Source organism: Streptomyces sp. CA-278952, assembly GCF_028747205.1.
GTDB lineage: Bacteria > Actinomycetota > Actinomycetes > Streptomycetales > Streptomycetaceae > Streptomyces.
Genome location: NZ_CP112880.1, coordinates 1,567,168 through 1,591,256, shown reverse-complemented (window position 1 = coordinate 1,591,256; position 24,089 = coordinate 1,567,168). Strand labels below are relative to the sequence as shown.

The following is a 24,089-nucleotide window of genomic DNA, read 5'->3' as shown; positions in this document are numbered from 1 at the left end:
ACAACGGTCTCATGGATGCCGTATCGCGACCTCGTGACGGCAGTCACGTAAGGGTGATAACTTCGGATGCGGAACGCGACCCGCGCATGGCCGGCAGCCAGCCCGATCGCTGAAGGGGACCCCTCCATGAGCCCGTTTCCCAGCTCGGCCCCGAGCACCGAGGAATGGCGTCATCTGCGGCTGACCCGGGACGACGGTGTGGCCACCGTCACATTGGCCCGCCCCGAGAAGCTCAACGCGCTCACCTTCGGCGCCTACGCGGATCTGCGCGACCTCCTCGCCGAGCTGTCCCGGGAACGTTCCGTCCGCGCCCTCGTTCTCGCCGGTGAGGGGCGCGGGTTCTGCTCCGGCGGCGACGTCGACGAGATCATCGGCGCCACGCTCGCCATGGACACCGCGCAGCTCCTCGACTTCAACCGCATGACCGGCCAGGTCGTCCGGGCTCTGCGGGAGTGCCCCTTCCCCGTCATCGCCGCCATCCACGGCGTCGCCGCCGGAGCAGGAGCCGTGCTGGCCCTGGCGGCGGACTTCCGGATCGCCGACCCGTCGGCCCGCTTCTCCTTCCTCTTCACCCGCGTCGGCCTCTCCGGCGGGGACATGGGCGCGGCCTATCTGCTGCCCCGGGTCGTCGGCCTCGGCCACGCCACCCGGCTCCTGATGCTCGGGGACGCCGTCCGCGCCCCCGAGGCGGAGCGCATCGGGCTGATCAGCGAGCTGGCCGAAGAGGGCAGGGCCGCCGAGCGCGCCGCCGAGCTGGCCCGCCGCCTCGCCGACGGCCCCGCCCTCGCGCTCGCCCAGACCAAGGCCCTGCTCACCGCCGAGCTGGACATGCCGCTCGCCGCCTCCGTCGAGCTGGACGCCAACACCCAGGCCCTTCTGATGCACGGCGAGGACTACGCCGAGTTCCACGCCGCCTTCACCGAGAAACGGCCGCCGAAATGGCAGGGGAGGTAACCGTGCCCGCCCCCGAGGCAGCCCGGCCCCCTGACGCCGGGGCCGGGCCCCGCCGGGGCTCCTCGTCGGTGCACCGGATCGCGGTCGTCGGCGGCGGCCCCGGCGGGCTCTACGCCGCGGCCCTCCTCAAACGGCTCGACCCGGACCGCGCCGTCACCGTCTTCGAGCGCAACGCCCCCGACGACACCTTCGGCTTCGGCGTCGTCCTCTCCGACGAGACCCTGGGTGGCATCGAACACGCCGACCCCGAGGTGTACCGGGCGCTGAGAGCCGAGTTCGTCCGCTGGGACACCATCGACATCGTCCACCGGGGCCGGACCCACACCTCCGGCGGCCACGGCTTCGCCGCCCTCGGCCGCCGCCGGCTCCTGGAGATCCTCCACGAGCGCTGCGCCGGCCTCGGCGTCGACCTCCGCTTCCGCGTCCCGGCCCCGCCCACCGCCGAGCTCGCCGCCCACCACGACCTGGTCATCGCCGCCGACGGGGTGCACAGCGCCACCCGCACGGCCCACGCCACATCCTTCGGCCCGACCATCACCGAGCACCGCAACCGCTACATCTGGCTCGCCGCCGACTTCGCGCTCGACGCCTTCCGCTTCGAGATCGCCGAAACCCCGTACGGCGTCATGCAGTTGCACGGCTACCCGTACGCGGCAGACGCCTCCACCGTCATCGTCGAGATGCGCGAGGAGGTCTGGCGTGCCGCCGGGCTCGACACCTGCGACGCGGCCGAATCCACCGCCCGCTGCGCCAAGTTCTTCACCGAAGCGCTGGACGGCCGCCCGCTGCGCGGCAACAGATCCTCCTGGCTCGCCTTCCGCACGGTCACCAACTCCCGCTGGTCCCACGGCAGCACGGTGCTCATCGGCGACGCGGCCCACACCGCCCATTTCTCCATCGGCTCCGGCACCAAGCTCGCCGTCGAGGACGCCCTCGCGCTGGCCGCCTGCGTCGAGGAACAGCCGGACCTGCCGACGGCCCTCGTCGCGTACGAGGCCGAGCGCCGCCCGGTCGTCGCCTCCACCCAGCGCGCCGCCGCCGCCAGCCTGCGCTGGTTCGAGGAGCTGGCCACCTACGTGGACCAGCCGCCCCGCCGCTTCGCGTTCAACCTGCTCACCCGCAGCCGCCGGGTCACGCACGACAACCTCCGGCTGCGCGACGCCTCGTTCACCGCCGCCGTCGAGGAGGAGTTCGGCTGCCCGCCGGACACCCCGCCGATGTTCACCCCGCTGCGCCTGCGCGGCCTCGAACTGCGCAACCGCGTCGTCGTCTCGCCCATGGACATGTACGCGGCCACCGACGGGCTGCCCGCCGACTTCCACCTCGTCCACCTCGGGGCCCGGGCGCTCGGCGGCGCGGGACTCACCATGACCGAGATGGTCTGCGTCAGCCCCGAGGGCCGTATCACCCCCGGCTGCACGGGTCTGTGGAACGACGAACAGGCCGCCGCCTGGCGGCGGATCACCGACTTCGTCCACACCTCCGCACCCGGCGCCGCCATCGGCGTGCAGCTCGGCCACTCCGGCCGCAAGGGCTCCACGAAGCTGATGTGGGAGGGCATCGACCAGCCCCTGGAGGGCGGCAACTGGTCGCTGACGGCCGCCTCCCCGCTGCCGTACGAGCCGGGCGTCAGTCAGGTCCCCGCGGAGCTGGACCGGGCCGGACTGGACGCCGTGCGCAGGCAGTTCGTGGCGGCCGCCCGGCGCGCCGCCGACTCCGGCTTCGACCTCCTCGAGCTCCACTGCGCCCACGGCTACTTGCTCTCCGGCTTCCTGTCCCCGCTCACCAACCGCCGCACCGACGCCCACGGCGGGGCGCTGGCCGGGCGGCTCCGCTTCCCCCTGGAGGTCTTCGACGCCGTCCGTGAAGTCTGGCCGGGGGAGCGGCCGATGACCGTGCGGATCTCGGCCACCGACTGGGCCGAGGGCGGCACCGACGCCGAGGACGCCGTCACGATCGCCCGCGCCTTCGCCGACCACGGGGCCGACGCCATCGACGTCTCCACCGGCCAGGTCGTGGCCGATGAGCGCCCCGAGTACGGCCGCTCCTACCAGACCCCGTACGCCGACCGGATCCGCAACACCGTCGGCGTCCCCGTCATCGCGGTCGGCGCGATCTCCTCCTGGGACGACGTCAACTCCCTGCTCCTGGCAGGCCGCGCCGACCTCTGCGCCCTGGCCCGCCCCCATCTGTACGACCCGCACTGGACCCTGCACGCGGCGGCCGAACAGGGCTACAGCGGCCCCGGCGTTCCCTGGCCCCTTCCGTACGGTGCGGGCAGCCGTCCCCCGCCCACCGGCCGCACCGACGGACCGAAGCCCCGGCTCACGCTGGGCTGAGGCAGCCGTGGCACCGGCAGGGGACCGGGTGCGGCACACCGCCCCAGTGTTCCTCGCGGTAGGCCGGGGCCAGGCGCCCGAGCAGGGCGGCCAGCTCCTCCGCATGCTCCCGCGTGGCCCATGATCCGTCGACGCCCACCGCCGCCACGCGGCGCAGTACCGCCGGGCTGTACACCGCGACGGGCCGGAAGGTGTGGAGGTTGCGGGTCGCCATGTCGATGGTGATGTACGCCCCGGTGTGCCGGCCGCGCCCGACGGTGGTCAGCTGCTCGTGCCCCATGCCCCCGTAGGCGCCGACGACGTGCACCTTCGACCCGCCCCGGTACGACTTGGTCCCGGGCCTCAGTTCCTGCCCGCCGTCGCCGTACCGCCGCCACCGCACCACGTTCGCGGCGACGAGCCACAGCGGCTCCGCCGACGCGGGCTCCTCAGCCACGGGGACGGTCACGGGCTCCTCGGCCACCGGCTCCGCCGACACGGGCTCCGCGCTCACGAGGTCCTCGTCAACAGCAGCCGGTCCGCCACCGCTTCGTAGCCGATGCGCAGATACACGCCGTTGCTCGTCGGATTGGCGAGGTCGGCGAAGAGCACGACCTCCGTCGCCCCCGCCTCCCGGGCCGCCCGCCCGGCCTCATCCGTCACGGCGGCCGCGTACCCCCGGCCGCGCAACCCCGGCGGGGTGTACACCAAGGTCACCCGCACCGTGCCCGCCAGCATCCGGGAGCGGCCGGCGAGAGCCACCGGAGCCCCGCCGTTCTCCCAGAGAGTGAGCGCCCCGCGTTCCGTGCCCTCGTCCACCAGCCACTCGGCCGAGGACTTCGACTGCCCGGTCTCCTCGGCGAACCCGCGCACCCACTCCACCAGCAGCGCCCGGTCCGCCGGCGTCGCCGCCCTGGCCCGGCCCCCCGGCGCGGGGGAGGGCGGTCGCGCCGGGCCCAGCCGGTACAGCCGCTGCTCCTGCTCGGTCCGGTAGCCGGGGAGCCGGGCGGCCAGCAGCGCCGCGGTGTCCCGGTCCGCGTTGACGGCGTCCAGATCCTGGCCCGAACCCAGGGCGTCGGCCAGCGGACCCACCGCCTTGGCCGGCACGGCGTTCAGCAGCGCGGGATGCGGCGGCGTGCGCAGCACGGTCCCCGCCACCGCCCCGTCCGCCCCGCGCCACCAGCCGAGCACCGGATCGCCCCCGCCGTAGTGGTGCGGGCCCGCACATCTCAGCCGCTCGGTGACGGTCAGCGCCACCGTGTGCTCGACGGGCCGCGCGGCGAGCGACGCGCCGGCCGCGGCGAGGAACGTGGCGACGTCGTTCGTGAGGGTCCAGGTCATGCCTCATCCTGCCCGTGGGCCGGGGCCCGGGGCACCTGGATTTCACCCCGGCGGGGTCACGGCCGCACGTACCGCTCCCCGGCGTCCCGCAGCCGCTCGTGCAGCCGGCCGAACACCTCCGCCGACCGCCCGCCCGGCCAGTCCCCGGGCAGCAGCTGCGACGGCAGACCCGGGTCCGCATAGGGGAGTTGCCGCCATGAGTCCAGGGCCAGCAGATAGTCCCGGTAGGCGGTCTGCGGGCGGGGCGCGTCCTCGGTGTCCCCGGACGCCTCCCAGTCCCGCAGCACCGGCTCGTGCAGCTCCAGGAACTCGCGGTGCAGCCGCGCCACCGCCGGCAGGTCCCACCAGCGGGCCACCGCCTCGCGGGTGGCGGCGAAGCCGAGGTGCTCGCCGCGGAACAGGTCCACGTACGGGGCGAGTCCGAGCCGCTCCAGGGTGTGCCGGGTCTCCTCGTACAGCCCGGCCGGCGCGATCCACACCCCGGGCGCGGCCGTACCGAAGCCGAGCCGGGCCAGCCGGGAGCGCAGCAGATGGCGCTTGTTGCGCTCCGCCTCGGGCACGGAGAACACCGCGAGCACCCAGCCTTCGGAGAGCCGCGGCCCGGGCCGCCCGTAGATCCTCCGGTCCCCGTCGTCCAGCAGTTGCCGGGCGTCCGGCGACAGCGCGTACCCCGCCGAACCGTCCGCCGCACGGGCGGCCACCAGCAGCCCGCGCCGCTTCAGCCGCGAGACGCACGAGCGTACGGAAGGGGCGTCGACACCGACGGCGTGCAGCAGACGGATCAGCTCCGACACGGCGAACGGTGCGCCGTCCGGCGGGCGGCCGTAGGCGCCGTAGAGCGTGACGATCAGGGAACGGGGGGTGCGCAACTCGGCCACGTGATCACTCTAGAGGCCGGGCCGGGGGAGAGTCGGGCCGGTCCCGCAGCAGGAACCGCTGGAGTTTTCCGGTGGCCGTACGGGGCAGCGACTCCTGGAAGACGAAGACGCGCGGGCACTTGTGCGGGGCCAGGTTGGCCTTCATGTGGGCGCGCAGCGAGTCCGCGGTCTGCTCCGAGCCTTGCCGCAGCACCACGTGCGCCACCACGATCTCGCCGCGCAGTGCGTCCGCCCGGCCCACCACGGCGGCCTCCGCGACCTCCGGATGGCGCAGCAGGGCGTCCTCCACCTCGGGGCCCGCGATGTTGTAGCCGGAGGAGATGATCATGTCGTCGGCGCGGGCCACGTAGCGGAAGTAGCCGTCCGGTTCGCGGACGAAGGTGTCGCCGGTCATGTTCCAGCCGTGCCGGACGTACTCCGTCTGCCGGGGGTCGGAGAGGTAGCGGCAGCCGACCGGACCGCGTACGGCCAGCAGTCCCGCCTCGCCGTCGGGCAGTTCGTCCCCGCGCTCGTCCACCACCCGGGCCTGCCACCCCGGCACGGGCACCCCCGTCGTGCCCGGCCGGATCGCGTCGTCGGCGGCGGAGATGAAGATGTGGAGCAGTTCGGTGGCCCCGATGCCGTTGATGATGCGCAGCCCCGTCGCCTCGTACCAGGCCTGCCAGGTCGCCTCGGGGAGGTTCTCCCCGGCCGACACGCAGCGCCGCAGCGCCGAGAGGTCGTGGCCGTCCAGCTGCCCGAGCATGGTGCGGTAGGCCGTGGGCGCGGTGAACAGCACCGAGACCCGGTGCCGGACCAGGGCGGGCAGCAGCTGCCGCGGGCCCGCCTGCTCCAGCAGCAGCGTCGAGGCCCCGGCCCGCAGCGGGAAGACCAGCAGCCCGCCCAGGCCGAACGTGAAGCCCAGCGGCGGACTGCCCGCGAACACGTCGTCCGCACAGGGGCGCAGCACGTGCTCGGAGAAGGTGTCGGCGATGGCCAGGAGGTCCCGGTGCAGGTGCATGCAGCCCTTGGGGCGTCCGGTGGTCCCCGAGGTGAACGCGATGAGCGCGACCTCGTCGGCGGCGGTGTCGACCGCCCGGTACGGCCCGGTCCTGGCCTCGGCCAGCCGGGTCAGGTCCCCGGGCGCTCCCCCGCCGAACAGGGTGACCCGCAGGCCCTCCACATCCGCCTCCGCCAGGTCCCGCGCCGACCGGGCGTCGCACAGGGCGTGGCCGATCCGCGCCAGCGAACAGATGGTGGCCAGCTCCGCCGCGCGCGCCTGCGCCAGTACGGTGACGGCGACCGCGCCCGCCTTCATGACGGCGAGCCAGCAGGCGGCCAGCCAGGGCGTCGTCGGCCCGCGCAGCAGCACCCGGTTGCCCGGCACGACGCCCAGGTCGTCCGTCAGCACATGGGCGATGCGGTCCACCGTCTCCCGCAGCTCTCCGTAGCTCCAGACGCTCCCGTCGCCGGAGAGCAGCGCGGGGCGGTCCGCGCCCCGGTCCTCCACGGTCCGGTCCAGGAGTTCGTGCCCGCAGTTCAGCCGGTCGGGGTAGCGCGGCGCGGGATCGTCCAGGAGGAGCACGGGCCACTGCTCCGGCGGCGGGAGATGGTCGCGCGTGAACGTGTCGGCGTGGGCGCCCGCGGCGTTCCCGGACGGCTCGGGATACGCGCCGGGGACGCGTACGGACGCGTCGGCGGCGGCTGTGGGCGTGTTCGGCGAGGAATTCGGCTCCATGAAGGATCGCCCCCTTGTCGCCTCTGGAGCGTATCGTTTGGGTGACGGTAGTCAACGGTCCGCGATAAGACATGACGTGCGATGCGATGCGATGCGACGTGATGCCATGCGACGCGACAGGGCACGCGACACGACGGGACACGACGCGACAAGAGAGGCGCCGCCATGACGGCATTCTCCCTCGAACCAGAACACATCGCCTGGTGCGAGGAGCTCCGCACCCTTGCCGCACAGGAGCTGCGCCCGCTGGCGGAGAAGGGGGAGCCCGGGCGCGTCAACCGCCCACTGCTGGCCGCTCTCGGCGAGCTGGGCCTCCTCGGCCGGATGCTGGGCTCCGGGGCGCTGGACCTGTGCCTGCTGCGCGAGTCCCTGGCCCGGGGCTGCACCGAGGCCGAGACCGCCCTCGCCCTCCAGGGCCTCGGCACCACCCCGATCGTCCAGGCCGGCACCGCCGCCCACCGCGAGCGCTGGCTCCCCGAGGTGCGGGCCGGGCGGGCCGTCGCCGCCTTCGCGCTGAGCGAGCCGGGTGCGGGTTCCGACGCGGCGGCCCTGAGCCTGGCCGCCGAACACACCCCGGCGGGATGGGCGCTCACCGGCGAGAAGTGCTGGATCTCCAACGCCCCCGAGGCCGACTTCGCGGTGGTCTTCGCCCGGACGACGCCCGGGGCGGGGTCTCGCGGCATCACCGCGTTCCTGGTCCCGTCCGACCGCCCCGGACTCACCGGCGCCGCCCTCGACATGCTCTCCCCGCACCCCATCGGGACCCTGGAGTTCAACGGCGTACCGGTCACCGCGGACGACGTGCTCGGCGAGCCCGACCGGGGCTTCCGCGTCGCGATGAACACCCTCAACCTCTTCCGGCCCAGCGTCGGGGCGTTCGCCGTGGGGATGGCCCGCGCCGCCCTGGACGCGACCCTGGACCACACCGCCCACCGCACCGCGTTCGGCGGCCCGCTGAGCGACCTCCAGGCCGTCTCGCACCAGGTCGCGGAGATGGCCACCCGCACCGAGGCCGCCCGCCTCCTGGTGTACGCGGCGGCCGCCGCGTACGACGCGGGGGAGAGCGGCGTGCCGCGCCGGGCGGCGATGGCCAAGCTGTACGCCACCGAGACCGCGCAGTACGTCGTCGACGCCGCCGTCCAGCTGCACGGCGCCCGCGCCCTGCGCCGGGGCCATCTGCTCGAACACCTCTACCGCGAGGTCCGCGCGCCGCGGATCTACGAGGGCGCGAGCGAGGTGCAGCGCACCATCATCGCCAAGGAGCTGTACGCGAACGGCGCCGAGCGGTCCGAGTCCCCCGCCCAGCAGCCCCGTGCCGAGTGGTCCCTCGACCAGCCCCTCGCCCAGCAACCCCTCGCCCAGCAGCCTCTCTCCCGGCAGCCCGCCGCCCAGGAGTGCGTGGAGCCCGCGGGCCGCACTCAGGAGCCCGTGGAGCCCGCGGGCCTCACCCAGGAGCCGCCCGCATGAGTCCGTCCCACCGGATCAACCCGGCCGAACTCTCCCCGCCCACCGGCTTCAGCCACGCGGTCGTCGCCACCGGCGGGCACCTGGTCTTCCTCGCCGGGCAGACCGCACTCGACCCGGACGGAAAGGTCGTCGGGGCCACCCTGCCCGACCAGTTCACCGTCGCCCTGGGCAATCTGCTCACCGCTCTCCACGCCGCCGGCGGCGCCCCCGCCGACCTCGCCCGGGTCACCGTCTACGCCACGGACATCGCCGACTACCGCTCCCACGCCCCCGAACTGGGCCGGATCTGGCGCAGGCTCGCGGGACGCGACTACCCGGCGATGGCCGTCATCGGGGTGGCCCGGCTCTGGGACGAGCAGGCGATGATCGAGATCGACGGGGTCGCGGTCCTGCCGTGAGGCCGGCGCCCGAGCAGCGGCTCGGCACCGCGCCACGAGACCCGGGTGACGCTCTGCGGCTGCGGCGCCACCGGCAACACGCCGTACTGCGATCACGGCGGACCCTGCGCCGGACACGGCTGAGGCGCCCCTCCCGGAGACAGCGGCCGGGAGGCGCGCGGCGCGCCGGTCGGGTGAATCGGCCTGAGGGATATATCTGTATTTAGTGCCCTTTATTCAGGATGCTCCGCCGCCCGAACCGGACACCCCTCGGTGATCGCGCTCATCGTCGCCCACTTCGCGCTCGCGGCCTGCGCGGGCCCGCTGGTGCACCGGCTCGGCCGACGGGCCTTCGTCGTGCTGGCCCTGCCCCCGGCGGCGGCCACCGTCTGGGCCCTCACCCGCTGGAGCACCGTAGCGTCCTCGGGCGCGGACACCTGGTCCTGGCAGTGGATCCCGGACTACGGCGTCGCCCTCGACCTGCGCCTGGACGCGCTGGCCGAACTGATGGTGCTGCTCGCCGCCGGGGTCGGCGCGCTCGTTCTGCTCTACTGCGCCTCCTACTTCACGGACGACACCCCGCAGCTGGGCCGCTTCGCGGGGAATCTCCTCGCCTTCGCGGGCGCGATGCTCGCCCTCGTCCTCGCCGACGACCTGATCACGCTCTATGTGTTCTGGGAACTGACCACGGTCTTCTCCTACCTGCTGATCGGCCACGGCAGCGAACACCGGCACAGCCGCCGCTCCGCCCTCCAGGCCCTCGTCGTCACCACGTTCGGCGGCCTCGCCATGCTCGTCGGCTTCCTGATCCTCGGTCAGGCCGCCGGTACGTACCGGATCTCCGCGATCGTCGCCGACCCGCCCGAGACGACCCTCGCCGTGTCCGTCGCCGTCGTCCTCGTGCTGTGCGGGGCCCTGTCGAAGTCCGCGATCTGGCCGTTCTCCATGTGGCTGCCGAACGCCATGGCCGCTCCGACCCCCGTCAGCGCCTATCTGCACGCCGCCGCGATGGTCAAGGCCGGCGTCTACCTGGTCGCCCGGCTCGCCCCCGCCTTCGCCGACGTCCCCGTCTGGAAACCCGTCGTGCTCGTCCTCGGCGGCGCGACCATGCTGCTCGGCGGCTGGCGCGCGCTGCGCCTGAACGACCTCAAGCTCGTCCTCGCCTACGGGACCGTCAGCCAACTCGGGTTCCTCATCCTGCTCGCCGGGACCGGCAATCGCGACGCCGCGCTGGCCGCCGCGGCGCTGATCCTCGGGCACGCCCTCTTCAAGGCCCCGCTGTTCCTCGTCACCGGCATCGTCGACCATGCCGCCGGCACCCGTGACCTGCGCGAACTGTCCGGCGTCGGCCGCTCCCTGCCGTACGTCGCCGGCGTCGGCGCCCTCGCCGCCGCCTCCATGGCCGCCCTCCCGCCGCTGCTCGGCTTCGCCGCGAAGGAGGCCGCGTTCGAGGCGCTGCTGCACGGCTCCGCCGCCGACCGGTGGGCGCTGGCCGTCGTCGTCGCCGGGTCCGCGCTGACCACCGCCTACAGCCTGCGGTTCGTCTGGGGCGCGTTCGCCCGCAAGCCCGGGGTCCCCGACACCCCCGTCCACCGCGTCGGGTGGGCCTTCCTCGCCCCGCCCGCCCTGCTCGCGGCCCTCGGCCTGGTCCTCGGCCCCGGCGTCGGCTGGACCGACCGGCTGCTGGGCGCGTACGCCGACACGTTCCCGGCCGAGGGGAAGCCGTACCACCTCGCCCTCTGGCACGGGTTCGGTACCGCGCTGCTCCTGTCGGCCCTCGCCTGGGCCGCCGGCGCCGTGCTCTTCCTCGGCCGCGCCCACGTCACCCGGCTCTCCCGCCGGATCGCCTGGCCCACCGCCGACAGCGTCTTCGGCCATCTGCTGCTCGGGCAGGAACGTCTCGCCCTCCAGGTCACCGGCTTCATCCAGCGCGGCTCCCTCTCCGTGTACCTCGCCACCACCCTCCTCGTCATGCTCGCCGGACAGCTCACCGTCCTCGTGGTCGACACCCCCTGGGTCGGGGCGGTGCGCCCCCGGCTCTGGGACAACCCGCTCCAGGGCGCGGTCGCCACCCTGACCTGCGCCGCCGCCCTGCTCTGCCTGACGGTGCGCCGGCGCATGAAGGCCGTCGTCCTGGCCGGCCTCACCGGTTACGGCGCAGCCCTGCTCTTCGTCGTCCAGGGAGCGCCCGACCTGGCGCTCACCCAGTTCTGCGTCGAGACCGTCTCGATGATCGTCTTCGTGCTGGTCCTGCGCCGGATGCCCGTCCACTTCCACGAGACCGTCAGCACCTGGCGGCGGGCCGCCCGCATCCCGATGGCCCTCGCGGCGGCCGCCACCGTCGGCGTCGGCATGTGGGTCGCCGCCGCCGCGCGCACCGCCGAACCGGCCGGCGCCGCCATGGTCCAGGAGGTCGCCGACCACGGGCTCAAGGACGTCGTGGCCACCATCCTCGTCGACCTGCGCGCCTGGGACACGATGGGGGAGTCCGCCGTGCTCGCCGCCGCCGCGATCGGCGTCACCAGCCTCATCTACCTGCACCGCCGCAGCGAAGGCACCATGGTCCAGGAGGAGTTGCGGGGCCGCACCGCCTGGTCGCTGTCGGCGCACCACGCCTCCAGACTGCCGCAGGGCGACGACGCGGCCCCCGAACGCGGCTGGCTGGCCGCCGGAGCCACCCTCGCCCCCGAGCACCGCTCGATCGTCTTCGAAGTGGTGGCCCGGCTGCTGTTCCACCCGATCCTCGTGCTCTCGGTCTATCTGCTGTTCTGCGCCGAGTCCCTGCCCGGCGGCGGGTTCGTCGCCGGACTCGTGGCCGGACTCGCCCTGATCACCCGCTACCTGGCGGGCGGCCGCTTCGAACTGGCCCAGGCGGCCCCCCTGCAACCAGGGCTCTTCACCGGGCTCGGCCTCTTCATCTCCACCGGCGTGGGCCTCCTCGGACTCGCCGACGGCACCGTCCTGCACGCCTTCACGTACTACGGCCACCTGCCGGTCTTCGGCGCATACCACCTGAGCACCTCGGTCCTCTTCGACTTCGGCGTCTACCTGCTGGTCCTCGGCGTCGTCCTGGACATCGTGCGGGCCCTCGGCGCCAAGGTCGACCGGCAGATCGAACGGGCGGCGGGCGTCCTCGCCCCCGAAGGCGGCCCCGAGGCGGGAGGCTCCCCCCGATGATCGTCAGCGCCTCGCTCCTCACCACCGCCGTCGTGCTCTGCGCCGTCGGCGGCATCCTCATGCTCACCCGTCCGCTGACCCGCATCCTGCTCGGCGCCGTCATCCTCGGCAACGGCATCAACCTGCTGGTCCTCTCCTCCACCGGCCGGGCCGGCGCCGCACCCCTGCTCTACGGGGTGTCCCTGAGCCGGGTCACCGACCCGCTGCCCCAGGCCATCGCGCTGACCGCCATCGTCATCACCCTGGCCACCACCGCCTTCCTGCTGGCCATGGCCTACCGCAGCCACCAGATCACCGGCACCGACGAGGTCCACGACGACCTGGAGGACCGCCGCGTCGTGCTGCGCGCCGAAGTCCTCGGCGAACGCGCCCAGTTGCGCGAACAGTTCCGGTCGGGGGCCGAGCCCACCGCCAAGGAGCGCGAACGTTACCGGGAGGAGCGCCGCCGGCTCCGCGACCGGCTCCGCGCCGACCGCGCCCGCCAGGCCCGGGGCCGCGACGCCTCGGGGAACCTGTGGAACGACGTGCTGGGCGCGGACCCGGAGGACTACGCACGCGACGGCGACGCCAAGGCCGACGACCGCTACCCCCGCGACCGAGGAGCCGACGGATGAACGCGCTCGTCCCGCTGCCCGTGCTGCTGCCCCTGTGCGCCACCGGTCTCAGCCTCGCCTTCGGCACCCGCCTGGGGCGCTTCCAGCGCTTCATCAGCGTCGCCGTGCTGACCGCCGTGCTCGCACTCTCGGTGATCCTCATGATCGCCGCCGACCGGCAGGGCCCGCTCTCCGTCCACCTCGGCGACTTCGCCCCGCCGCTCGGGATCACCCTGGTCGCCGACCGGCTGTCCGGGCTGATGCTCACGGTCTCCTCGGCCATCACGCTCTGCGTGCTCGTCTACTCCCTCGGCCAGGGCATGACCGACCGGGACAAGGAGACCCCGCTCGCCGTCTTCCACCCCGCCTATCTGATCCTCGTCGCCGGGGTCTCCTGCACCTTCCTCGCCGGCGACCTCGTCAACCTCTACGTCGGCTTCGAGATCATGCTGGTCGCCAGCTTCGTCCTGCTCACCCTCGGCGGCACCGGACCCCGGATGCGGGCGGGCTCCACCTACGTGATCATCTCGCTGTTCTCCTCGATGCTCTTCCTCACCGCCATCGCCATGACGTACGCGGCCACCGGCACCGCCAACTTCGGCCAGCTCGCGGGACGGCTGGCCGACCTCCCCATCGGCGTACAGACGCTGATCCAGGCGCTGCTGCTGACCGTCTTCGCGATCAAGGCAGCCGTCTTCCCGCTCGCCGCCTGGCTCCCCGACTCCTACCCCACGGCCCCGGCCCCCGTGACCGCCGTCTTCGCCGGACTGCTCACCAAGGTCGGCGTCTACTGCATGCTCCGCACCGAGACCCTGCTCTTCCCCGGCAACCGTCTCGGCGACCTCCTGATGGCCATCGCGCTGGCCTCGATGGTCATCGGCATCCTCGGCGCGGTCGCCCAGACCGACCTGAAGCGGCTGCTCTCCTTCACCCTGATCAGCCACATCGGCTACATGGTCTTCGGGATCGGCCTCGCCACCCGCGAGGCGTACGGCGGGGCCATCGTGTACGTCGCCCACCACATCACCGTCCAGACGACCCTCTTCCTCGTCGCCGGGCTCATCGAACGCCGGGGCGGCACCACGGAGCTGACCCGGCTCGGCGGTCTGGCCAGGGCCGCGCCGATGCTCGCCGTGCTGTTCTTCGTCCCCGCGATGAACCTCGCCGGAATCCCCCCGCTGTCCGGCTTCATCGGCAAGCTCGGGCTGATGCGCGCCGGCGTCGCCGACGGCGGCGGCTGGGCCTGGCTGCTGGTCGCGGGCTCGGCGGCCACCAGCCTGCTGACGCTGTACGTGGTCGCCAAGGTCTGGAACCTGGCCTTCTGGCGCTCCGCTCCGCCCGGCCAGGCCGCCGCGGGCACGGTCCTGGAGTCCGGCGACGACAGCGACGACGACCCGGACCCGGGCCCCGACCGGATCCACGGCACCGGTGACGAGGGCATCGCCCCGGCCCACCGGCCGGCGGGGCAGGCCGTCGCCGCGACCCTGCACGGACGGGCCGTCATCACCACCAGCCGGCTGCCCCGCCCGATGGTCGCGGCCACCGCGGCGACCGTCGCGATCGGCCTCGCCTTCACGGTGTTCGCCGATCCGCTGACCGCCTTCACCGACCGCACGGCCGCCGAGATCCTCCAGCGGACCCCTTACGTCCAGGAGGTGCTGGGCCGGTGAAACGCATCCTGCGCCTCTCGTTCCGCAACGCCGATCTGCCGCCGCTGAGCTGCGAACTCGGCTCCCGCCGCCGTGTGCTGGACCTGCCGCTGATCGCCTGGCTCACCCTCATCTGGGTCCTGCTCTGGTCCACCCTCGCCTGGGCCAACGTCCTCACCGGCCTGGTCGTCTCGGTCGCCGTCTGCCTCGCCTTCCCGCTGCCCCGGGTCGACCTCGGACTGCGGCTCCACCTCTGGGGCATCCTGCGCCTGGTCGGCTACCTCCTCTACGACATGTACACCTCCGGGGTGAAGGTCACCCGGCAGACCTTCCTGGGCCTTCCGCACCGGGCCGCCGTGATCGGGGTGCCCCTGCGCTGCCGCAGCGATCTGATGCTCGCGGCCACCGCCGTCGCCGTCTCCAACGTCCCCGGCGGATCCATCATCGAGGTGCGCCGGGCCACCGCCACCGTCTTCCTGCACGTCCTGGACGCCGACCGCCCCGAGGAGCTGGAAGCCGCCCGGCGCCAGGTGTGGCGGATCGAGGAACTGACCGTACGGGCCTTCGGCACCCCCGACGAGATCGCCCGGGTCGCCGAACCCCCGCCACCGCCCCAGCTCGCCGCCGGGAGGCCCGCACCATGACCGTGCCCGAACAGGTCGACCACGCCCTGCTGACCACCGCCGTCGTCCTGATCCTGCTCGCCGGGGCCCTGCTGCTGGCCCGGATCTGGCGGGGCCCCTCCATGCTGGACCGGGCCATCTCACTGGACGTGTGCGCCGCCCTGATCATCGCCGGCCTCGCCGCCAAATCGGCCTTCCTCCGCGACCAGTTCTACTTCCCGATCATGCTGGTGCTGGCCTTCCTCGGGTTCACCGGCTCGGTGGGCATCGCCCGCTTCATCGCCGTACGCGACCGGCCCCGCCCCCCACGCCCCGACGACACCGAGGAGGGCCCGCGATGAGCGTCTGGCACCAGATCGCCGACACGGCCGGCGCCGCCCTGCTCCTCGTCGGCGCCGCGATCTGTCTGCTCGGGGTGATCGGCATGATCCGGCTCCCGGACGTCCTCTCCCGCAGCCACGCGGCGACCAAGCCGCAGACCCTCGGCATGATCCTGGTCCTGGCCGGGGTCGCGCTACGGCTGCGCGGCGGCATGGAACTCGCCACGCTCGGCCTCATCGCCTTCTTCCAGATGCTGACCGGCCCGGTGGCCTCGCACCTGGTGGCCCGTTCCGCGTACCGCACCGGCCAGGTCGAACACGGTGAGCTGCTCTTCGACGAACTCGACGAGCAGCTCACCGACGGCAAGTGAGCGCGTGTCGGGCTTCACGCCCCCGGTACCCTGTCCAGGAATCCGCTCACCGAACCGATCCGGCCGTCCTCGGCGAGACGGACCACATCGAACCCGGCCACCGGCGCGGAGCCGTCCGCGGGGGAGACCAGCTCCCAGGAGAACCGGACCAGGTCGTGGTGCCCGTCGGCCGTTCCGGCGGGGCGGAACCGGAAGCCGGGGAACTGCTCGTGCACTCCGCCGATCACGGCCGCCAGCCCCTCGTGCCCCTGCACGTCGGCCAGCGGGTCGGTGTAGCGGGCGTCGGCGGTGAACGCGGCGGCCACGGCCCTCACCCGCTCCTCGGCCCCGGTGGTGTTCCAGGCGGCGAAGTAGCGCTGGACGGCCTCGTCGTACGCGGTCATGGTGTGCCCTCTCCTCGGGTCGCCCCGGCGGTCCGGGGCGGTGACCCCACCTTGGTCCCGGGGGCCGGGCACGGTCGATTACCCCGGAGGTAAGGGGGCTTCGTGTGCCGCTCCGCCGCCGGGCGTAGGGTCGAAGGAGATCGCGCATCGCGTAGGACGAGCGGGGGCAGGGAACCATGGCGTACGGAACGGTCACGACGGTCAGCACCAGTGGCGGGCACACGTTCAGCAAGGAGAGCCGGGACAGCGTGACGCTGCTCGCCGGACTCGGCGTCGAGGGCGACGCCCACGCGGGCGAGACGGTCAAGCACCGGTCCCGCGTCGCGCAGGACCCCACCCAGCCCAATCTGCGACAGGTCCACCTGATCCACGAGGAACTGTTCACGGAGCTGGCCGACGCCGGATTCACCGTGGCCCCCGGAGAGCTGGGCGAGAACATCACCACCCGGGGCATCGATCTGCTCGCCCTCCCCACCGGCACCCGCTTGAGGATCGGCGACGACGCGGTCGTCGAGGTCACCGGCCTGCGTAACCCCTGCCTCCAGATCGAGGCGTTCCAGGAAGGGCTGCTGAAGCAGGTCGTCGGCCGGGACGCGACGGGCGCGGTCGTGCGCAAGGCGGGTGTCATGAGCGTGGTCCGCCGGGGCGGTGTGGTCCGTCCCGGAGACACGGTCGCCGCCGAACTCCCCGCCGGGCCGCACCGCCCGCTGGAACGCGTCTGATCCCCGCACCGGTCCCGTCCCCGCCAAAGCGCCCACGGGCCGGTGTGCGCATGCCATGATGCGGGCAATGCCGGACGCTGGGGGGCGTATGGGAAACACGGGCACAGTGCTGCGCGAACTGCGCGGCGCACAGAAGAGCGCCAAGGGCGTCTCGCTCTATTCGCGGTACGTGAACCGGCCCGCCGGGCGGGTGCTCGCGGCCGGGGCGTATCGCATGGGGATGACGCCCAATCAGGTCACGCTGACGAGCGCGCTGTTCACGTACGGAGCGGTGGCTTCGGTCGCGCTCGTCGAACCGTCCTGGGCGCTCGGCGTCCTGGTCTGGGCGGCCCTCGCGGTCGGCTTCGCCTTCGACTCCGCCGACGGGCAGCTCGCCCGGCTCACCGGAAGGGGCGGGCCCGACGGGGAGTGGCTGGACCATGTCGTGGACTGCGGGAAGCTGCTGCTCGTCCACGCCGCCGTCCTGATCTCCTTCTACCGCTTCGGCGAACTGCACTCCGAGGCCTGGCTGTTGCTTCCGCTGGGCTTCCAGCTGGCGGCGGTGGTGACCTTCTGCGCGGGGCTGCTGCGCGAACAGCTCGGCAAGGCGGCGGCGAGCGCCCGGGGTCCGTCCTGGGCGGCGCCGGACGCGACGGCGCCCGTCTCCCGGGTGCGGGCCGTGGCGCTGCTGCCCGCCGACTACGGGGTGTTCTGCCTGGTGTTCCTGCTGCTCGGCGCACCCGGGGCCTTCCGCGCCGGGTACGCCGTGCTCGCGGTGGTGCAAGCGGTGTTCCTGGCGGCCTTCCTCGCCAAGTGGTTCAGGGAGCTGAAAGCGCTCCGGGCCGGTTGACGAGCACGTCCAGCGCCCGGCGCAGCTGGGTGCTGGACGTGTGCACGGTGTACGGGAAGTAGACGACCTCCACGCCCACTTCGGCGAAGTCGCGCTCCAGCTTCTCCCCCTTGTCCGTGCCCCGCCAGTCGTCTCCCTTGAAGATCACGTCGAACCGGACCTGCTGCCAGGTCTCGACCTTGTCCGGCACGGTCTCCACGAACGCGGCGTCCACGAAGCGCACGCTGCGGACGATCTCCAGTCGTTCGCGGAGCGGGATCACCGGCGTGTGGCCCTTGGCGAGGGCGGCCATCTCGTCCGACACGACCCCCGCGACCAGGTAGTCGCACTGACTGCGGGCGTGCCGAAGGATGTTGAGGTGCCCGACGTGGAACAGGTCGTACACCCCGGGTGCGTAACCCACCCTGTGCTGCACCATCCGTATCTCTCCCCCCACGGTGAACATGATCCGGTGATGTTCCAACGACCTTACTGTGAAGAACACTTGTGCAAGCCGTGAACGGATAAGCTCGGCAGGGGCTGTTCCCCGGTGGGGACAGCGGCTGTCGTGGGGGGAAGGCGATCGTCCGATGTCCGAAGCGTCAAGGCCCAGTCCGATCCGAGGCCGCCGACTTCTGGTGGTTTCGACCAACTACGCACCGGAGCTCACGGGCATAGGCCCGTACGCCACCCAACTGGCCGAGCACTGGGCCGCGTCCGGAGCCCGGGTCCGGGCACTCACCGGTATGCCGCACTACCCCTCCTGGCGGCTGGAGGAGGCGTACCGGGGCGTCTGGAGGACGGTGGAGATACGCGGCGGCGTCGGCGTACACCGGCGCCGGCACTATGTGCCGTCCCGTCAGACCGCTCTGCGGCGTGCCGCGTTCGAGGCGAGCGTCCTCGCGACCGGACTGTTCGCCCCGCCGCCCGGACGCCCCGACGCCGTGATCTCGCAGATGCCCAGCCTCGCGGGTGGCGTCGTCGGAGCCCGCCTCGCCCGTCGCCACCGCGTCCCCCATCTGCCCGTCGTCCAGGACCTGATGGGCGCCGCCGCCGCACAGAGCGGCATCCGGGGCGGAGGCAGGGCCGCCGCCGTCGCCGCGGCCGCCGAGCGGTACGCACTGCGCGGGGCCGCCCTCGTCGGCGTCATCCATGAGAGCTTCGTCCCCGGCGTCACCGCTCTCGGCGTCGACCCCGGCCGTATCCGCCTCGTCCCCAACTGGACCCATGTGCAGGGCCCCACCGCCGACCGGGCCGCGACCCGCGCCCGGCTCGGCTGGCCCGAGAACACCCCGGTCGTCCTGCACTCCGGCAACATGGGGCTCAAGCAGGGTCTGGACGTCCTGGTGGACACCGCCCGCCTCGCCCCCGACGTCCGCGTCGTCCTGATGGGCGACGGCAACCAGCGCGACGCCCTGCGTGCCCGCGCCGAGGGACTGGCCAACGTGGACTTCCTGGAGCCCGCGGCGGCCGAGGAGTTCACCGACGTCCTGGCCGCCGCCGACGTCCTCGCGGTCACCCAGCGCGCCTCGGTCCTCGACATGAGCGTCCCCTCCAAGCTCACCTCCTACTTCACCTCCGGACGCCCCGTGATCGCCTCCGTCGCCGACGAGGGCGGCACCGCCGACGAGGTCCGCCGCTCGGGCGCCGGGGTCCTCGTGGCCCCGGAGGACCCGGCCGCCCTGCTCGAAGCGGTCCGGAAGCTGGCCGCCGACCCGGCCGCCGCCGACGCTCTCGGGGCCGGGGGCCCGCACTACGTCGCCCGCCACCTGAGCCGGGAAGCGGGCCTCGCACGCTTCGACGACCTGCTCGCCGAGGCCCTGCCGGCCGCACAGAGGAGCCCCCGCCGATGACGTCGCACCACCGCGCCCCGGACGACCAGGACGAGCCGGCGCTCCTGCGCGACCAGTTCCGCCAACTCCTGCGCTACCGCTCCCTGCTGGCCTGCGGAGTCGTCGTCGGCCTGCTCGGCGGCGGCTATCTCGCTCTCGGCGGCGAGGACACCTACACCGCCACCGGCGAGGTGCTCGTCCGCTCCGCGATCTCCGACCCCTTCGCCGCCGGATCCACCGCGGACAAGGGCATCAACATCGGCTCCGAGCGCCAGACCGCCGTCAGCGACACGGTGGGCACCCTCGCCGCCGGGAACCTGCTCAAGGCGGGCGACGACGTCACCGCCCGCAAGCTGCTCACCGGGCTCCAGGTCACCAACCCGCCCAACACCCTCACCCTCCGCTTCTCCTACACGGCCGCCACCCCCGAGCAGGCCCGCGCCCGCGCCGAAGCCCTCGCCGGGGCCTACCTGGCCCACCGCAAGGCGCGCACCCTGGAGAGCATCCAGAACATGTCCGACGGCTACCGGGCCCAGCTCCGCCCGCTGGAGGAGAAGCGCGACCTGCTGGAGGACCAGACAGGAACGGGCGCCGAGGACGACGTCAGCAGCGCCCGCGCCAACATCATCGTCTCCATCTCCGAGCTGAGCCGGAAGATCTCCGAACTGAAGGCCCTGGACACCACCCCCGGCTACCTCAACAAGAAGCCCGTCGCCCCCACGTCGCCCACCGGCCCGGGACTGCCCCTGCTCCTCGGGCTCGGCGGCGTCGTCGGCCTCGCCCTGGGACTGCTGCTCTCCTGGGTGCGCCTCGTCTTCGACCCCGCCGTACGCTCCCCCCGCGAACTGGTCCGCTCGCTCGGCGCGCCCCTGCTCGGCACCCTGCCCCGGGAACGCGCCGCCGCCGGCAGCATGCTCGCCATCGGGCGCGGCACCTCCCGGCTGGCCGAGGAGTACCGCGCCGTCGCCTTCCGGCTCGCCTACGACCCGTCGTTCGCCGAGAGCCGCCGTCTGCTGGTCACCGCCCCCCGCGGCGACAACACGGCGGCCGCCGCCGCGGCCGCCAACCTGGCCGCCGCCTTCGCCGAGATGGGCCGCGACGTCCTGCTCGTCGAGGCCGACCTGCGCACCCCCTCGCTCGCCCGCGACCTCGGCTCCGGCTCCCACGAGGTGCGCCCGCCGCGCTGGGCCGCCGCGGAGGGCGGCGGCTGGCCCGCCGGCGGCCGCACCAACGTGGACGTGCCCGGCTCCGGCGCCTTCGCCCTGATCCCCGGGACCACCGTCGACAACGTCCCGCGCGCCCTGACCTCCCCGCCCGTCGGCCGCATCGTCGCCGAGGCGGACCGGACCGGCAACGTCGTCATCGTCCTCGCCCCGCCCGTCCTGTCCTACGCGGACGCGGTCGCCCTGGTCGACCGGGTGGAGGGCGTCATGGTCGTCTGCGACCCGCGCGAGGTGCACCGCAGCGACCTCGAACGCATCCGCGAGATCATCGGCGCCTCCGGCGGCGCCGTCCTCGGCGCGCTGCTCCACCCCGGCCGCAGGCGGCTGCGGCGCGCGGAGCGACGGGCGAAGCCGACCCGACGCCGGGGCGGTGGCGGCGGCCCCGCCCCCACCGCCGGGCCGGACGCTCCCGAGACCACCGGCGATCCCACCGAGACCCTCGGCCTGCGCGCCTTCACCCAGCCGGCCGCGCGCAGGTGAGAGCCCGCACCGCCGTCCTCTGCTCGGTCGCGGACCAGGGTGTGGCGGCGCTCACCAACATCCTGGTGCTCCTCGCCGCCGCCCGGCTCTCCACCGTCTCCGACTTCGCCCGCTTCTCCGCGGTCTACCTGGTCTTCACCGTGCTCCTCGGCGTCGCGGGCGCGTACACCGGGCAGCCGCTGGTCCTCAAGCGCGGCGCGGGGGAGGAGACCCGGAGCGCCTGCCGGTCCGCGCTCGCCTTCACCCTGCTCGCCTCGACCGCCCTCGGCGCCCTGCTGGCGGCCGTCTGCCTCCTCGTCCCCGGCGACACCGCCCGCGCGCTGATGACGCTCGGCCTCGTGCTCCCCGTGGTGCTGGGGCAGGACGCGGGACGGTACGCCTTCGCCACCCTCCAGCGCCCCCATCTCGCCCTGACCGCCGACCTGTTGCGGCTCGCCTGCGTGCTGGGGGCCCTCGCCGTGCAGGACCACGGGGCAACCCCCGCCCGGCTGATCGCACTCTGGGGCCTCTCCGCGCTGCCCGCGCTGCTCCTGTCCGCCGCCCTCCTCCACCGGGCCACCGCGGGGGCCCGGACCCGACTGCGCCCGATGCTGCGGCGGGGCCATCTCGGGCAGCGCTTCACCGTCGAGTTCGGCGTGGGCAACGCGACCGGCCAGCTGTCCGTGCTCGGCCTCGGAGCGGTCGGCAACCCGCTCCTGGTCGGCGCGCTGCGCGGGGCGACCACCCTCTTCGGACCGCTCAACGTGCTCTACACCTCGGCCACCTCCTTCGGCCCCCCGCTGCTCGGCCGCATCGGCGACGAGCGCCGCCGGGTCCGGGCCACCGCCGCCCTCGCCGCCGTCCTCGCGGGGACCGCCGCGCTCTGGGCCACCGTGCTCGCCCTGCTGCCCGAGAGCGCCGGACGCGAACTGCTCGGCGACACCTGGCCCACGGCCGCCGCCCTGCTCCCCGCGACCGGCAGCCAGTACGCGGCGATGGCGGTCGGCACCTGCGGGCTGCTCGCCCTGCGCATGCTCGACCCGCGCACCACGCTCTCCATCCAGGTCGTCTTCTCGCTCACCGCCGTGGCGCTCCTCGCGGGCGGTTACGTCATCGGGGGCGTCCCGGGCGCCGCCTGGGGGCTCGCCCTGGGCTCGCTCTGCAAGGCCGTCGCGACCTGGACCAGGGTGGCCCGGCTCCGCCGCCGGGGGCCCGCGCCCCGGGAGCCCGTCAGCGCCGACGCGCTGCCCGCTGCTCCCTGAACGTGGTGATCAGCATCAGGCACAGCGCCGCGATGGCCAGCTTCCCCACCGCCTGCAACAGCGGCCCGCGCAACAGGATGAAGGTGTATCCGGCGATCAGCGGGGCCGCGATCGCCAGCACACTGCCGGCCCCCGGCCCCGCCCGGGTCACCGCGAGGGCGTACCTGCGGTCGGTGCGGGCCGACGCGTAGCCGATCAGCGCCAGCCCGCCGACCATCCCGGCCGGGCCGAGATCGACCCAGAACTCGGTCCACAGCGGGGCCGAGAGGTTGGTCATCCGCAGCCCCATCCACTGCCCGACCCGGACCCCGGTGTCCTCCGGCTTCCCGCTCCACACCGCGCGCGGCACGAAGAACAGCGCGGAGCCCGTCAGCTGGCGGCCGTAGGTGTGCCCCCGGGTATCGACCCACGAGATGGTGTTGGCGAACATCACCATCTGGTCGTAGTCCTTGGTCACCAGCGGATCGAAGACCGAGGCCGACTGCACGGGCCGCTCGCCCCCCTCCTCGTACCGGAACTTGTCCGCGTACGGGAACACCACCAGCGCCCCCACCACCCCCGTCGTCAGCACCGTGCGGTAGAACGCCGCACTGCTCGGGAACGCGGTGAACACGAACGCCATCAGCACCGTCAGGAACCAGTAACGGGCGTTGGAGACCGGGTTGTTCACTACGAGGTTCAACGCCGCCAGCGCCACCCACACCAGCACCGTCGACGGGGTGCGCCGGGCACGCCGGGAGGTCGCCAGCCGGCGGGTGTAGAACAGCAGCGCCAGCAGCGCCGGGACCTGGCCGAAGCCCTTGATGAACGCCGAGCCCACATTCGACCCCTCCGTCACCACCCCGCTCGCCGCGACGGTCTCGTTGATCTCCTGCCGGCTGGAGAAGAAGACCGCGGGCCCGCCCAGCTTCAGCACGTAGAACGCGCTCGCCGCGAAGGCCAGCAGCACGAGGAGCCGCAGCCGCACCGGATGTGCCCGGGCGGGCCCTCCGCCCGAGCCCCGCACGGAGGGGGAACGGCGGCGCAGCGGACGCCGCGAGGCCAGCAGCGCCCCCAGGTCGTAGGCCGCACACCCCACCAGGATCATCGCGATCGCGGTCACCAGGTCCTGACGCGGCCCCACCATCGGCGTCGGCGTCTGCCCGATCACCACCTGGGCGAACGGCGCCACGCCCATCGCGATGTACACGAACATCCAGAAGACGCCCTGGAGCAGCCGCCGCCGGGTCGAGAGGATCATCGTCGCCAGCCGGGCCCCCGCATAGCAGGTCAGCACCAGCTGGAGCCAGTAGGCCGTGTCCCGGACCCCGCTGCCGGGCTGGGCGGCGATCACCGCGGGCAGGAAGCAGACCAGCCCCAGGATGAGCGGCACGGACAGCGCCCGCGACAGCATCGACCAGGCGATCGGCCGCTCGGGCGGCTCCGGAGGGCCGCCCGGAGCTCCCGGCCCCGCCGGACGAGCGGCCACGCGGTCGGCCTCCCCCCGCGCCGACGTGTGCACCGACGTCATGCGCCCCCCAGGGATCAGTGAACCGCTGAACACTCTAACGAATCCGCCCACGTGAGGAAGAGCGATGGCTACTCTGTGAACAAGTGGCCGTGATCGAGGGGAACT

The 24,089-nt window shown here is 73.6% G+C and carries 22 protein-coding genes; 15 read left to right on the top strand and 7 right to left on the bottom strand.

Annotation, left to right across the window (positions count from 1 at the left end):
* Positions 1–126: 126 nt before the first annotated feature.
* Both N7925_RS06880 and N7925_RS06875 read left to right on the top strand, forming a co-directional pair.
* The gene (locus tag N7925_RS06880) at positions 127–954 is read left to right on the top strand and encodes an enoyl-CoA hydratase family protein (RefSeq protein ID WP_265598613.1); all 828 of its coding nucleotides are present in this window, start codon (positions 127–129) and stop codon (positions 952–954) included.
* Entirely contained in the window at positions 939–3,293 is a 2,355-nt protein-coding gene (locus N7925_RS06875) for a bifunctional salicylyl-CoA 5-hydroxylase/oxidoreductase (RefSeq protein WP_274343361.1), read from the top strand. Before N7925_RS06880 ends, N7925_RS06875 begins: the two co-directional genes overlap by 16 nt.
* Here the strand turns inward: N7925_RS06875 and N7925_RS06870 are convergent.
* The 4 genes from N7925_RS06870 to N7925_RS06855 are packed head-to-tail and all read right to left on the bottom strand — an operon-like array spanning position 3,280 to position 7,208.
* A complete protein-coding gene (locus N7925_RS06870) occupies positions 3,280–3,786 on the bottom strand; it encodes a hypothetical protein (RefSeq protein WP_331615975.1) in 507 nt (168 codons plus the stop codon). The two genes, N7925_RS06875 and N7925_RS06870, sit on opposite strands and share 14 nt — an antisense overlap.
* Positions 3,783–4,613 carry a GNAT family N-acetyltransferase gene (locus tag N7925_RS06865; RefSeq protein WP_274343360.1) on the bottom strand — a complete coding sequence of 277 codons (831 nt, stop codon included), beginning with the start codon at positions 4,611–4,613 and terminating at the stop codon, positions 3,783–3,785. Before N7925_RS06865 ends, N7925_RS06870 begins: the two co-directional genes overlap by 4 nt.
* 56 nt (positions 4,614–4,669) lie before the next feature.
* Entirely contained in the window at positions 4,670–5,491 is an 822-nt protein-coding gene (locus N7925_RS06860) for a PaaX family transcriptional regulator (protein ID WP_274343359.1), read from the bottom strand.
* Between the two features lie 4 nt (positions 5,492–5,495).
* The gene (locus N7925_RS06855) at positions 5,496–7,208 is read right to left on the bottom strand and encodes an AMP-binding protein (protein ID WP_274343358.1); all 1,713 of its coding nucleotides are present in this window, start codon (positions 7,206–7,208) and stop codon (positions 5,496–5,498) included.
* 165 nt (positions 7,209–7,373) lie between these two features.
* On the opposite strand from N7925_RS06855, the gene N7925_RS06850 reads away from it, so the two are divergent.
* From N7925_RS06850 to mnhG, 8 genes are all read left to right on the top strand, one after another.
* Complete coding sequence (locus N7925_RS06850; protein ID WP_274343357.1) at positions 7,374–8,675, top strand: acyl-CoA dehydrogenase family protein; 1,302 nt, start codon at positions 7,374–7,376, stop codon at positions 8,673–8,675.
* Complete coding sequence (locus tag N7925_RS06845) at positions 8,672–9,073, top strand: RidA family protein (protein ID WP_265598607.1); 402 nt, start codon at positions 8,672–8,674, stop codon at positions 9,071–9,073. Before N7925_RS06850 ends, N7925_RS06845 begins: the two co-directional genes overlap by 4 nt.
* 252 nt (positions 9,074–9,325) lie before the next feature.
* Positions 9,326–12,229, top strand: coding sequence for a Na+/H+ antiporter subunit A (locus tag N7925_RS06840; protein ID WP_274343356.1), 2,904 nt, complete (start codon positions 9,326–9,328; stop codon positions 12,227–12,229).
* Positions 12,226–12,843 (top strand): Na(+)/H(+) antiporter subunit C, encoded by a 618-nt coding sequence (locus tag N7925_RS06835; RefSeq protein ID WP_274343355.1) that lies wholly within the window; start codon positions 12,226–12,228, stop codon positions 12,841–12,843. Before N7925_RS06840 ends, N7925_RS06835 begins: the two co-directional genes overlap by 4 nt.
* Positions 12,840–14,492: a Na+/H+ antiporter subunit D gene (locus N7925_RS06830; RefSeq protein ID WP_265598605.1), complete on the top strand. Its 1,653-nt coding sequence runs from the start codon at positions 12,840–12,842 to the stop codon at positions 14,490–14,492. Before N7925_RS06835 ends, N7925_RS06830 begins: the two co-directional genes overlap by 4 nt.
* The gene (locus N7925_RS06825) at positions 14,489–15,115 is read left to right on the top strand and encodes a Na+/H+ antiporter subunit E (RefSeq protein ID WP_274343354.1); all 627 of its coding nucleotides are present in this window, start codon (positions 14,489–14,491) and stop codon (positions 15,113–15,115) included. The genes N7925_RS06830 and N7925_RS06825 overlap by 4 nt, the downstream gene beginning before the upstream one ends.
* Positions 15,112–15,435, top strand: a complete 324-nt coding sequence (locus N7925_RS06820; RefSeq protein ID WP_265598603.1) for a monovalent cation/H+ antiporter complex subunit F — start codon at positions 15,112–15,114, stop codon at positions 15,433–15,435. The genes N7925_RS06825 and N7925_RS06820 overlap by 4 nt, the downstream gene beginning before the upstream one ends.
* Entirely contained in the window at positions 15,432–15,785 is a 354-nt protein-coding gene (mnhG, locus tag N7925_RS06815; RefSeq protein WP_274343353.1) for a monovalent cation/H(+) antiporter subunit G, read from the top strand. The genes N7925_RS06820 and mnhG overlap by 4 nt, the downstream gene beginning before the upstream one ends.
* Before the next feature lie 14 nt (positions 15,786–15,799).
* On the opposite strand, the gene N7925_RS06810 is transcribed toward mnhG, so the two are convergent.
* On the bottom strand, positions 15,800–16,168 hold the full coding sequence (locus N7925_RS06810) for a nuclear transport factor 2 family protein (protein ID WP_265598601.1): 369 nt from the start codon (positions 16,166–16,168) through the stop codon (positions 15,800–15,802).
* 176 nt (positions 16,169–16,344) lie between these two features.
* Here N7925_RS06810 and N7925_RS06805 point away from each other — a divergent pair, with 176 nt between their 5' ends.
* Positions 16,345–16,890: an MOSC domain-containing protein gene (locus N7925_RS06805; protein ID WP_265598600.1), complete on the top strand. Its 546-nt coding sequence runs from the start codon at positions 16,345–16,347 to the stop codon at positions 16,888–16,890.
* An 88-nt stretch (positions 16,891–16,978) separates the two neighbouring features.
* The gene (locus tag N7925_RS06800) at positions 16,979–17,719 is read left to right on the top strand and encodes a CDP-alcohol phosphatidyltransferase family protein (RefSeq protein ID WP_274343352.1); all 741 of its coding nucleotides are present in this window, start codon (positions 16,979–16,981) and stop codon (positions 17,717–17,719) included.
* Here the strand turns inward: N7925_RS06800 and N7925_RS06795 are convergent.
* Complete coding sequence (locus N7925_RS06795) at positions 17,688–18,137, bottom strand: adenylyltransferase/cytidyltransferase family protein (RefSeq protein ID WP_265598598.1); 450 nt, start codon at positions 18,135–18,137, stop codon at positions 17,688–17,690. The genes N7925_RS06800 and N7925_RS06795 overlap by 32 nt on opposite strands.
* 151 nt (positions 18,138–18,288) lie before the next feature.
* On the opposite strand from N7925_RS06795, the gene N7925_RS06790 reads away from it, so the two are divergent.
* Genes N7925_RS06790 through N7925_RS06780 form a run of 3 tightly spaced genes read left to right on the top strand, consistent with a single transcriptional unit; the run spans position 18,289 to position 22,474 of the window.
* Positions 18,289–19,551: a glycosyltransferase gene (locus N7925_RS06790; RefSeq protein ID WP_274343351.1), complete on the top strand. Its 1,263-nt coding sequence runs from the start codon at positions 18,289–18,291 to the stop codon at positions 19,549–19,551.
* The gene (locus N7925_RS06785; RefSeq protein ID WP_274343350.1) at positions 19,548–21,233 is read left to right on the top strand and encodes a lipopolysaccharide biosynthesis protein; all 1,686 of its coding nucleotides are present in this window, start codon (positions 19,548–19,550) and stop codon (positions 21,231–21,233) included. The genes N7925_RS06790 and N7925_RS06785 overlap by 4 nt, the downstream gene beginning before the upstream one ends.
* Complete coding sequence (locus tag N7925_RS06780) at positions 21,230–22,474, top strand: hypothetical protein (RefSeq protein WP_265598595.1); 1,245 nt, start codon at positions 21,230–21,232, stop codon at positions 22,472–22,474. The genes N7925_RS06785 and N7925_RS06780 overlap by 4 nt, the downstream gene beginning before the upstream one ends.
* Here the strand turns inward: N7925_RS06780 and N7925_RS06775 are convergent.
* Complete coding sequence (locus N7925_RS06775; RefSeq protein ID WP_274343349.1) at positions 22,443–23,984, bottom strand: hypothetical protein; 1,542 nt, start codon at positions 23,982–23,984, stop codon at positions 22,443–22,445. The two genes, N7925_RS06780 and N7925_RS06775, sit on opposite strands and share 32 nt — an antisense overlap.
* Positions 23,985–24,089: the final 105 nt, after the last annotated feature.

Coding starts and splice junctions, on each gene's coding strand:
- N7925_RS06880 (WP_265598613.1), top strand. CDS start 127: ATGAGCCCGTTTCCCAGCTCGGCCCCGAGCACCGAGGAATGGCGTCAT.
- N7925_RS06875 (WP_274343361.1), top strand. CDS start 939: ATGGCAGGGGAGGTAACCGTGCCCGCCCCCGAGGCAGCCCGGCCCCCT.
- N7925_RS06865 (WP_274343360.1), bottom strand. CDS start 4,613: ATGACCTGGACCCTCACGAACGACGTCGCCACGTTCCTCGCCGCGGCC.
- N7925_RS06855 (WP_274343358.1), bottom strand. CDS start 7,208: ATGGAGCCGAATTCCTCGCCGAACACGCCCACAGCCGCCGCCGACGCG.
- N7925_RS06850 (WP_274343357.1), top strand. CDS start 7,374: ATGACGGCATTCTCCCTCGAACCAGAACACATCGCCTGGTGCGAGGAG.
- N7925_RS06845 (WP_265598607.1), top strand. CDS start 8,672: ATGAGTCCGTCCCACCGGATCAACCCGGCCGAACTCTCCCCGCCCACC.
- N7925_RS06835 (WP_274343355.1), top strand. CDS start 12,226: ATGATCGTCAGCGCCTCGCTCCTCACCACCGCCGTCGTGCTCTGCGCC.
- N7925_RS06830 (WP_265598605.1), top strand. CDS start 12,840: ATGAACGCGCTCGTCCCGCTGCCCGTGCTGCTGCCCCTGTGCGCCACC.
- N7925_RS06820 (WP_265598603.1), top strand. CDS start 15,112: ATGACCGTGCCCGAACAGGTCGACCACGCCCTGCTGACCACCGCCGTC.
- mnhG (WP_274343353.1), top strand. CDS start 15,432: ATGAGCGTCTGGCACCAGATCGCCGACACGGCCGGCGCCGCCCTGCTC.
- N7925_RS06810 (WP_265598601.1), bottom strand. CDS start 16,168: ATGACCGCGTACGACGAGGCCGTCCAGCGCTACTTCGCCGCCTGGAAC.
- N7925_RS06805 (WP_265598600.1), top strand. CDS start 16,345: ATGGCGTACGGAACGGTCACGACGGTCAGCACCAGTGGCGGGCACACG.
- N7925_RS06800 (WP_274343352.1), top strand. CDS start 16,979: ATGGGAAACACGGGCACAGTGCTGCGCGAACTGCGCGGCGCACAGAAG.
- N7925_RS06795 (WP_265598598.1), bottom strand. CDS start 18,137: ATGGTGCAGCACAGGGTGGGTTACGCACCCGGGGTGTACGACCTGTTC.
- N7925_RS06790 (WP_274343351.1), top strand. CDS start 18,289: ATGTCCGAAGCGTCAAGGCCCAGTCCGATCCGAGGCCGCCGACTTCTG.
- N7925_RS06785 (WP_274343350.1), top strand. CDS start 19,548: ATGACGTCGCACCACCGCGCCCCGGACGACCAGGACGAGCCGGCGCTC.
- N7925_RS06775 (WP_274343349.1), bottom strand. CDS start 23,984: ATGACGTCGGTGCACACGTCGGCGCGGGGGGAGGCCGACCGCGTGGCC.